We start from the raw sequence: 9,317 nt of genomic DNA on the forward strand, positions 1-9,317 counted from the left end.
CGAAACACGAGCCTGAACCAACGGGACTGCAACGATGATCCAGATGTCGAACGACCCGAAGACCACGCCCGTGATCGTGAGCGCGGTCCGCACCCCGATCGGCCGCTACCTGGGCGGCCTCTCCACCCTCTCCGCCCCGGAGCTGGGCGCCATCGCCATCCGCGAGGCGGTGTCCCGCTCCGGCGTGAGCGCCGAGGACGTGGCCGAGGTGATCATGGGGAACGTGGTGCAGGGCGGCGTCGGGCAGGCGCCCGCGCGCCAGGCCGCCATGAAGGCCGGGCTCCCCTCCGCCGTGTCCGCGCTCACCATCAACAAGGTGTGCGGCTCCGGGCTCAAGGCGGTGATGCTCGCGGCCCAGGCCATCCGGGCCGGCGACAACCAGGTGACGGTGGCGGGTGGGCAGGAGTCCATGTCCAACGCTCCGTTCTACGTCTACGGCTACCGCAACGGCGTCAAGTTCGGGGACCAGACGCTGGTGGACGGGCTGGTCCGCGACGGGCTGTGGTGCTCGTTCTGCGAGGTCCACATGGGCGGCCACGCCGAGTACACCGCCAAGAAGGCCGGCGTGTCCCGGCAGATGGCGGACGAGTTCTCGGTGGCATCGCACCGCAAGGCGGCCGAGGCGCAGCAGGCCGGGAAGTTCCGGGAGGAGATCGTCCCGGTGGAGATCGCCGGCCGCAAGGGCACGACCGTGGTGGACGCCGACGAGGGCCCCCGCGCCGACAGCAGCGTGGAGACGCTCGGCAAGCTCAAGCCGGCCTTCGCGAAGGACGCGCCGGAGGACGTCACCGAGCCGGTGGTGACCGCTGGGAACGCCTCCTCCATGAACGACGGGGCCTCCGCGGTGGTCGTCGTCTCGGAGGAGTACGCGCGCGCCAACGGCCTCACCATCCTGGCCCGCATCTCCGCCTACTCCACCGGCGCCGTGGACCCGCAGGAGCTGTTCTTCGCCCCCATCCAGGCGGTGAAGAAGCTGATGCAGAAGCAGGGGACCGAGATCGGCGACTACGACCTGATCGAGGCCAACGAAGCGTTCGCCGTGCAGGCGCTCGCCGACGGGATCGGGCTCGGCTGGGACTGGGACCGCGTCAACGTCCATGGCGGCGCGGTGGCGCTCGGCCACCCCATCGGCGCCTCGGGCGCGCGGGTGCTGACCACCCTGCTGCACGCGATGAAGGACCGCGACGCGGAGACCGGCCTCGCGACGCTCTGCCTGGGCGGCGGCGACGCGGTGGCGCTGTCGGTCGAGCGGGTCTAACCCACGGGAGCGAGAGAAGAGATGAGCACACTTCGGAACACGCTGACGCTGGGCGGCCGCGAGGTCGTCCCCTCCCTCACCCTACGCCGGGTCATCGGCGTGGTGGCCTTCGCCGCCGCGACCGCCTTCGGCGCGCGGATGGCGCTCCCGCTCCCCGGGACGCCGGTCCCGTTCACGCTGCAGCCGCTCTTCGTGCTGCTGGCGGGTGCGGTGCTGGGGGCGCGGCTCGGCGCGGCCAGCCAGGCGCTCTACCTGGCCGCGGGGCTGGCGGGGCTCCCGGTCTTCGCGGCCGGGGGCGGCGCGGCGTACCTGCTGGGCCCCACCGGGGGGTACCTCATGGCCTACCCGGCCGCCGCCTTCCTGGCGGGCGCCCTCGGGCGCTCCGGGACGCTCCGCGCGCTCCCCGGCCTCCTCGCCGCGCTGGCGGCGATCTACGCCGGCGGGCTCGCCTGGCTCTCGGTGGTGGGGAGCGTGGACGCGGCGGTCGCCCTCGGGCTGCGGCCCTTCGTCCTCGCGGACCTCGTGAAGGTCCTCATGGTCGCCCTGGTCATGGGCCGCTTCCGGGACCGCGCCCTTCGGCTCTTCGGGAGCTGAGGGGCGCTTCCACGTGGAGACCCGGACGGCGCGGGGTCCCCACGTGGGGGACGAGGGAGTGCGGGGCGCCCTGCTACGAATCTGGGGCGCGGTGTGGAGGATCGGGCTGTACGTGATCGTTTTCGCCGCCTTCGCCGTCGTGGGGATGGTTATGGCACAGGCGCTGGGCCTCCCGCTGGGAGGGCTGAGCCTGGCGGGGGTCGCGGTCTCGCTCCTGGCGGCGCTCGCCGCCGCGTGGGTGATGATGTGGGGGGTGGAGCGCCGCCCGTTCGCCTCGCTGGGGTTCCCGCTGGGTCCCGCCGCCGCGCGCGAGTCGCTGGTGGGCACGGGGATCGGCATGGCGCTCCTGGCGGCCACGGCCGCCCTGATCGCCGCGGCCGGTGGCGCCGTGTGGGGCCCCGACACGGGGACGGTGGGGGGCTGGCTGCGGTTCGCCGCGTGGACGCTGGTGTTCTTCACGGTGGCCGCCGCGGTGGAGGAGGTCCTCTTCCGGGGGTATCCGTTCCAGGTCCTGGAGCGGGAGGTGGGGCCCTGGGCGGCGGCGGTGGCGACCGCGCTGGTGTTCGCCCTCGTGCACGCCAACAACCCCAACGTCCGGCCGCTGGGGCTCGCGAATATCTTCCTCGCCGGGGTGTTGCTGGCGGCCGCGTACCTGCGCACCCGCTCGCTCTGGTTCGCCACGGCGGTGCACATGGGGTGGAACTGGGCCATGGGGACGCTGCTGGACCTCCCCGTGAGCGGCCTCGAGATCGACACGCCGCTCTACACCGGCGTCTCGACCGGGCCGGACTGGTGGACCGGCGGGAGCTTCGGCCCGGAGGCGGGGCTCGCCGCCACCCTGGTGCTCACGGCGGGGACGGCGTGGCTCGTCCGCACGCCACACCTGCGCGAATCCCCGGACGTGCGGCGGCTCGGGTTCCTGGCGGAGACCCCCTCCCCCGGCCCCTCCCCGCAAGGGGGAGGGGAGCACGGCGATGTCGCTGTGGCGGGCGAGGACGCGCGCGCATGAGCGGCTCCGCGCTCCGGTTCTGGTTGTGGGCTTTCGGGGTGGCGGCGGCGGTGGCGCTCGCGGCCGCGCTCCTCTTCCCGTTCGAGGCGCTGGGGCTTCGTACGGCGGCCGATCGCGAGCGGGTCTGGCTGCTGACGGTGTGGACGGCGGGGGTGATGGCCGTGCTCTTCGGGGCCACGGCGCGGATCGGCCAGCCCGGGATCGGGATCCGCGACGTGGAGGACGCCGGCTCCGTCCGTGGCGCGATGGAGGCCCGGAGGCAGTCGGCGCGGTCCGGCCGGGGACGGGGGCTGGACCTCTGGCTCATCGCCACCGGCGGGATCCTGATCGGGATCTACTTCGCCGGGTGGCTGGTGCTGAAATGACGACAACGCTTCGGACCGCGACGACGAATGGCTGACATCAGGAAGGTGGCGGTGGTGGGGGCGGGGACGATGGGCAACGGGATCGTCCACGTGTTCGCCCAGAACGGGTACGACGTGACCATGGTGGACATCGCCGCGGACGCGCTGGAGCGCGCGCGGGCCACCATCGCCGGCAACATGGACCGGCAGATCAAGAAGGGGGCGTACACCGAGGACGAGAAGGCGGCCGCGCTCGGCCGCATCACCACCGCCACCGACCCCGCGCAGGGCGTCGCCGGGGCCGACCTGGTGGTGGAGGCCGCCACGGAGAACCGGGACCTCAAGTTCCGCATCTTCCGCGCGCTGGACGAGGCCGCGCCGGACCACGCCATTCTCGCCACCAACACCTCCTCCATCTCCATCACGGAGATCGCCGCGCAGACCAGGCGCGCCGACCGGGTGATCGGGATGCACTTCATGAACCCGGTGCCGGTCATGAAGCTGGTGGAGATCATCCGCGGCCTCGCCACCTCCGACGAGACCACGCGCACCGTCGTGGAGACCTCGGAGAAGCTGGGGAAGACCGTGGCCGAGGCCAACGACTACCCCGGGTTCGTCTCCAACCGGATCCTCATGCCCATGATCAACGAGGCGGTGTTCTGCCTCATGGAGGGTGTGGCGGACCGGGAGGCCATCGACACGGTGATGAAGCTGGGGATGAACCACCCCATGGGTCCGCTGGCGCTCGCCGACCTGATCGGGCTGGACACCTGCCTGGCGATCATGCAGGTGCTGCACGACGGGCTGGGCGACGACAAGTACCGGCCCTGCCCGCTGCTCCGGAAGTACGTGGCGGCGGGGAAGCTGGGGCGGAAGACGGGCGAGGGCTTCTACACGTACTGACGCCCCGGGCCGGGACCCCGAACAAGGACTGACGCAACGGAATGACGCCGGAACAGCAACAGATACGCGACCTGGCCCGGGAGTTCGCCGAGAACGAGCTGCGCCCCCGCGCCGAGGAGTGGGACCGCGAGGCGCACTTCCCGCGCGAGGTCGTCGAGAAGCTGGGGGAGCTGGGGTTCCTGGGGATGCTCCTCCCGGAGGAGTGGGACGGGCTCGCGCTCGACACCCTGTCGTACCTCCTGGCGCTGGAGCAGATCGCCTGGGGCGACGCTTCCGTGGCCGTGGCGATGGGGGTCCACAACTCGCTCCCCACGCAGATGATCCTGGCGCAGGGGACGGACGCGCAGAAGGAGCGCTTCCTCCGCCCCATGGCGCGCGGCGAGTGGCTGGGCGGCTTCGCCCTCTCGGAGGCGGACGCCGGCTCCGACGCGGCGTCGCTGTCGGCGCAGGCGACCCGGGCCGACGGCGGGTGGGTGCTGAACGGCTCCAAGGCCTGGATCACCAACGGCGGCTTCGGCGACGTGATCATCGCCATGTGCCGCACCGATTCGCCCGGCGACCGGAAGGGGGCCAAGGGGATCGGCGCCTTCATCCTCCGCACCGACATGGAGGGGTACATCGTCGGGAAGAAGGAGGACAAGATGGGGCAGCGGGCCTCCGAGACGGTGGGGATCGCCTTCAAGGACCTCTTCGCCCCGGACGACCAGGTGCTCGGGGACCCGTCGCAGGGGTTCATCTACGCCCTGCAGGGCCTGGACAGCGGGCGGATGGGGATCGGGGCGCTCGCCCTCGGAATCTCGCAGGCGGCGCTGGAGCACGCCCTCGCCTACGCGGCGGAGCGGAAGCAGTTCGGCACGGCGATCAAGGACTTCCAGGGGATGCAGTTCAAGCTCGCCGACATGGCGACGCGGATCGAGGCGGCGCGCGGGCTCGTCCTCCGCGCCGCGGCGGCCAAGGACGCGGGCGAGCCGGTCACGCGCCTGGCCTCCATGGCGAAGCTGTTCGCCACCGAGACGGCCATGTACGTGACCACCCAGGCGGTGCAGGTGTTCGGCGGGTACGGCTACGTCAAGGAGTACCCGGTGGAGAAGCTGTTCCGCGATGCGAAGGTGACGGAGATCTACGAAGGCACGAGCGAAGTCCAGCGAGTCGTCATCGCTCGCGAGCTGTACCGCTAGGCGGCTCGCCGCCGCAGCCGCGCACGGGCGCGCGGGACCGCGCCCGGGAGACCTTAACCACCCAGAAGGGTCTGAGAATGGAACTGTTTTCGCTCATCGGTGAGCACGATCACGAGCAGGTGGTCTTCTGCAACGAGCCGTCGTGCGGCTACAAGGGGATCATCGCGATCCACAACACGACGCTCGGCCCGGCGCTCGGCGGCACCCGGTTCTGGAACTACAACTCCGACGAGGAGGCGTTCATCGACGCGCTCCGCCTGTCGCGCGGGATGACCTACAAGGCCGCGGTGGCCGGGCTCAACCTGGGCGGCGGGAAGTCGGTCATCATCGGCGACCCGCGGACCACCCGGCGCGAGGAGATCTTCCGGGCGCACGGGCGCTTCGTGGAGAGCCTCAAGGGCCGCTACATCACCGCGGAGGACGTGGGCACCTCGGTCACCGACATGGACTACGTCCACATGGAGACGGAGCACGTCACCGGCCGCGGCGACACCTCGGGCGACCCCTCGCCGGTGACCGCCTTCGGCACCTACCGCGGCATCAAGGCGACGGCGCAGGCCAAGCTCGGCTCCGACGAGCTTTCCGGGAGGCGCGTCGCCGTGCAGGGGCTGGGACACGTGGGCTACTACCTCTGCCAGTACCTGGCGGGGGAGGGCGCGGAGCTGGTGGTTACCGACATCGACCAGGACCGCATCAACCGCGTCGTCCACGAGTTCGGCGCGAAGGCGGTGGCGCCAGACGCGATCTACGACGTGGAGGCGGACGTGTACGCCCCCTGCGCGCTGGGCGCCACCGTGAACGACGCGACGCTGCCGCGCCTCAACGTGTCGATGGTCGCGGGCGCGGCCAACAACGTGCTCGCCGAGGAGCGCCACGGCGACATGCTCCACGAGCGCGGGATCCTGTACGCGCCCGACTACGTGATCAACGCGGGTGGGCTGATCAACGTGTACGGCGAGCTGAACGGGTGGAGCGCGGAGCGCGCCATGCGCAAGGCGGGCGAGATCTACGGCACCCTCATCCAGCTGTACGAGCTGGCGCGGGAGACGGGGATTCCCACCTACCAGGCCGCCGACCGCATCGCCGAGCGCCGCATCGACGCCATCGGCAAGATCCAGCGTACCTGGGTCTGATCGGCCGCGGCGGAAAGGGAGGGGGAAGGCCCCTGGATCCAGGGGCCTTCCCCCGTCTCTCCCCGCACCCCGCCGCATGATGCCCTTGCTTTAGTGCGGCTCTCCCCTTTATCCTAGAGCGTCTTACGGCCCGGACACTCCCGTTCCGCGTCCTCCGCGGGCGGTCCGGGGCCGCAACCGCACCTTCGGCGCGTCCGCGCCGCCGTTTCTTCCGGCCGTCCTCAGCAGTCCCGTACCGGGAACCCTTCCCGCGTCCCCCATCCGGAGGTATTGCATGCGCAGTCGTGCAAGCAGTCTGATTCCCGCGGTCGTTGCGGCCCTCTGTGCCGTGCCGGCCGCGGGCGCGCAGGCGCTGCCGCCCCAGGCGGCCCAGGACACCATCAAGAAGGTGGACCTTGACCCCATCGTGGTCTCCGCCTCCAAGCGCCCCGAGAAGGCGGTGAACGCCCCCGCCCGCGTCGAGGTGGTGGGCGAGAGGGCGGTGGACGAGCGCCCCGCGGCGAGCGTGGCGGAGCACCTCCGCAACACCCCGGGGGTCGACATCGCCACCACCGGGATTCAGTCCAGCACCGTGGTGGCGCGCGGCTTCAACAACATCTTCTCCGGCTCGCTCCACGCCCTCACCGACAACCGGATCGCGGGCGTCCCCTCGCTCCGCGTGAACCTGCTGCACTTCATCCCCTCGACCAACGAGGACCTGCAGCGGATGGAGGTCGTGCTCGGGCCCGGTGCGGCGCTCTACGGCCCCAACACGGCCAACGGGATCCTGCACATCATCACCAAGTCGCCGCTCGACGACCAGGGGACCAGCCTCTCCCTGACCGGGGGCAGCCAGGACCTGATGCACGGGACCTTCCGCACCGCGCACCTCCTGGGCGACAACTTCGGCTTCAAGGTCTCCGGGCAGTACTTCCGGGCCGACGAGTTCCCGTACGTGGACCGGGCCGAGGTGATCGAGCGGGAGAAGTTCGCCTCCAACCTCGCCTTCTTCCGGGCGGACCTGATCCGGGCGACGGGGATCCAGCCGGCGGCGGCCGACGAGCGCATCGCGCGCATCGGGCTGCGCGACCCGCAGGCGGAGCGCTGGAGCGGCGAGGCCCGCGCGGACTGGCGGGTCACGCCGGACCTGACCACCATCTTCTCGTTCGGCACCAGCACGCAGGTGAGCGGGGTGGAGCTGACCGGGCTCGGGGCTTCACAGGTGCGGGACTGGACCTCGCGCTACTACCAGGTGCGGACCAACTGGAACCGCCTCTTCGCCCAGGCCTACCTCAACACCAGCGACGCCGGAGGCACCTTCCTCCTGCGCAACGGTGCACCCATCCAGGACCAGTCCCGGATGGCGGTGGCCCAGGTCCAGCACGGCTTCCGCCTGGGCGAGCGGCAGAACTTCACCTACGGCGGCGACGTCCAGTACACGAACCCGATCACCAACGGCACCATCAACGGGCTGTACGAGGACGACGACCAGACACGGGAGGCGGGCGTCTACCTGCAGTCCGAGACGGCGCTCTCCTCCCGGTTCGACCTGGTGCTCGCCGGGCGGGTGGACACGCACTCGGCGCTCCCGGACCCGGTCTTCTCCCCGCGCGCCGCGCTGGTCTTCAAGCCCGCGGAGAACCAGGCCTTCCGGGTCAGCTTCAACCGGGCGTTCACCACGCCCAGCTCGCTCAACCAGTTCCTTGACCTGGGATCCTCGATTCCCAACGAGGACCTGGCCCGGCTCGGCTACAGCCTGCGGATTCAGGGGACGGGCGACACCGGCTTCCAGTTCCGCCAGCCGAACGGCGGCTACATTGCGCGCTCCCCGTTCGTGCAGGGCGTGGTCCCGGCGAGCTCCACCGTCTTCTGGCCGGTGGCGGTGGGCGTGCTGGCGCAGAGCGCCGCTGCGCAGGGGCAGCCGCTCCCCCCGGCGCTGGTGGCCTTCCTCAGCGGGCTACGGCCCACGGACGCGCAGGTGGGGCTGAACTACCTCCCGGTGGTCGCGGGAGCCACTCCCGGCCCGCTCTCCACGCTCGACCTGGCCGACGTGGACCCGATCCGCGAGTCCACCTCCACCACGTTCGAAGTCGGCTACAAGGGGATCATCGGGTCCAGGCTGCTCGTGGCGGCCGACGTGTGGCGGTCCCGGCGGGAGAACCTGGTCACGCCGCTCACCATCCAGACCCCCCTCCTGCTGCTCAACGGACAGCAGACGGCCGCCTTCCTCGTCCCCGAGCTCACCCGGTTCTTCATGGGGGCGGGGCTTCCGCAGAGTGCCGCGCAGCAGCAGGCCGTCGCGCTGGCGGGGCAGCTCACGCCCAACCTCGCACGGATTCCGGTCGGGGTCATCACCGCCCAGAACGTGAACGCGAACGGCGGGCAGCTCCTGGTGACCTACACCAACGTGGACGAGGCCATCGACCTGTGGGGCTCTGACCTTTCGGCCACCGCGCTCCTCGGCGACCGCTTCTCGCTGAACGCAACGGCCTCGTTCGTGAGCGACGACGCGTTCCAGACGGAGAACGCCGGGCTGGTCACGCTGAACGCCCCGAAGCGGAAGGGGAGCCTGGCGCTCCTGTACCGCAACGACGTGGCCGGCGTCAACGGCGAGGCCCGCGTCCGGCACAACTCCTCGTTTCCGGTCAACTCGGGCGTGTTCGTCGGCCTCAAGTGCCTCGGGGGCGAGTTCGCAAAGGCCGTCCTCGCCGAGGACTGCGTGGACAGCTACACGCTCTTCGACCTGACGCTCGGCTATCGGATCCCGCGGTTCCGTGACACGGCGCTGCAGCTCACCGTGCAGAACCTCCTGGACGAGGACTACCGTGCCTTCCCGGGCGCGCCGGCCATCGGCCGCCTTGCGCTGCTGCGGCTGAAGTACGAGTTCTGAGGGTCCGGGACGCGGGGGGGGGGGGGGGG

General features: G+C 71.2%; 8 protein-coding genes. All 8 read left to right on the forward strand.

What is annotated here, in order from left to right; all coding sequences use genetic code 11:
- The first annotated feature begins 34 nt into the window (after positions 1-34).
- The 8 genes from VGR37_02195 to VGR37_02230 all read left to right on the forward strand — a co-directional run bounded on the left by VGR37_02195 (position 35) and on the right by VGR37_02230 (position 9,288).
- Positions 35-1,258, forward strand: coding sequence for an acetyl-CoA C-acetyltransferase (locus VGR37_02195; GenBank protein HEV2146208.1), 1,224 nt, complete (start codon positions 35-37; stop codon positions 1,256-1,258).
- Positions 1,259-1,279: 21 nt separating this feature from the next.
- Positions 1,280-1,852: a biotin transporter BioY gene (locus tag VGR37_02200; GenBank protein HEV2146209.1), complete on the forward strand. Its 573-nt coding sequence runs from the start codon at positions 1,280-1,282 to the stop codon at positions 1,850-1,852.
- 13 nt (positions 1,853-1,865) lie between these two features.
- On the forward strand, positions 1,866-2,861 hold the full coding sequence (locus VGR37_02205; protein HEV2146210.1) for a CPBP family intramembrane glutamic endopeptidase: 996 nt from the start codon (positions 1,866-1,868) through the stop codon (positions 2,859-2,861).
- A complete protein-coding gene (locus VGR37_02210; protein ID HEV2146211.1) occupies positions 2,858-3,226 on the forward strand; it encodes a hypothetical protein in 369 nt (122 codons plus the stop codon). The genes VGR37_02205 and VGR37_02210 overlap by 4 nt, the downstream gene beginning before the upstream one ends.
- Before the next feature lie 27 nt (positions 3,227-3,253).
- The gene (locus VGR37_02215) at positions 3,254-4,108 is read left to right on the forward strand and encodes a 3-hydroxybutyryl-CoA dehydrogenase (protein HEV2146212.1); all 855 of its coding nucleotides are present in this window, start codon (positions 3,254-3,256) and stop codon (positions 4,106-4,108) included.
- A 41-nt stretch (positions 4,109-4,149) separates the two neighbouring features.
- A complete protein-coding gene (locus VGR37_02220; GenBank protein ID HEV2146213.1) occupies positions 4,150-5,286 on the forward strand; it encodes an acyl-CoA dehydrogenase family protein in 1,137 nt (378 codons plus the stop codon).
- A 77-nt stretch (positions 5,287-5,363) separates the two neighbouring features.
- Entirely contained in the window at positions 5,364-6,419 is a 1,056-nt protein-coding gene (locus VGR37_02225; GenBank protein ID HEV2146214.1) for a Glu/Leu/Phe/Val dehydrogenase, read from the forward strand.
- A gap of 274 nt (positions 6,420-6,693) precedes the next feature.
- A complete protein-coding gene (locus VGR37_02230) occupies positions 6,694-9,288 on the forward strand; it encodes a TonB-dependent receptor (GenBank protein HEV2146215.1) in 2,595 nt (864 codons plus the stop codon).
- Positions 9,289-9,317: the final 29 nt, after the last annotated feature.

Source organism: Longimicrobiaceae bacterium (assembly GCA_035936415.1).
In the GTDB taxonomy this organism is placed as follows: Bacteria; Gemmatimonadota; Gemmatimonadetes; order Longimicrobiales; family Longimicrobiaceae; genus JAFAYN01.

Coding starts and splice junctions, on each gene's coding strand:
- VGR37_02195 (HEV2146208.1), top strand. CDS start 35: ATGATCCAGATGTCGAACGACCCGAAGACCACGCCCGTGATCGTGAGC.
- VGR37_02200 (HEV2146209.1), top strand. CDS start 1,280: ATGAGCACACTTCGGAACACGCTGACGCTGGGCGGCCGCGAGGTCGTC.
- VGR37_02210 (HEV2146211.1), top strand. CDS start 2,858: ATGAGCGGCTCCGCGCTCCGGTTCTGGTTGTGGGCTTTCGGGGTGGCG.
- VGR37_02215 (HEV2146212.1), top strand. CDS start 3,254: ATGGCTGACATCAGGAAGGTGGCGGTGGTGGGGGCGGGGACGATGGGC.
- VGR37_02220 (HEV2146213.1), top strand. CDS start 4,150: ATGACGCCGGAACAGCAACAGATACGCGACCTGGCCCGGGAGTTCGCC.
- VGR37_02225 (HEV2146214.1), top strand. CDS start 5,364: ATGGAACTGTTTTCGCTCATCGGTGAGCACGATCACGAGCAGGTGGTC.
- VGR37_02230 (HEV2146215.1), top strand. CDS start 6,694: ATGCGCAGTCGTGCAAGCAGTCTGATTCCCGCGGTCGTTGCGGCCCTC.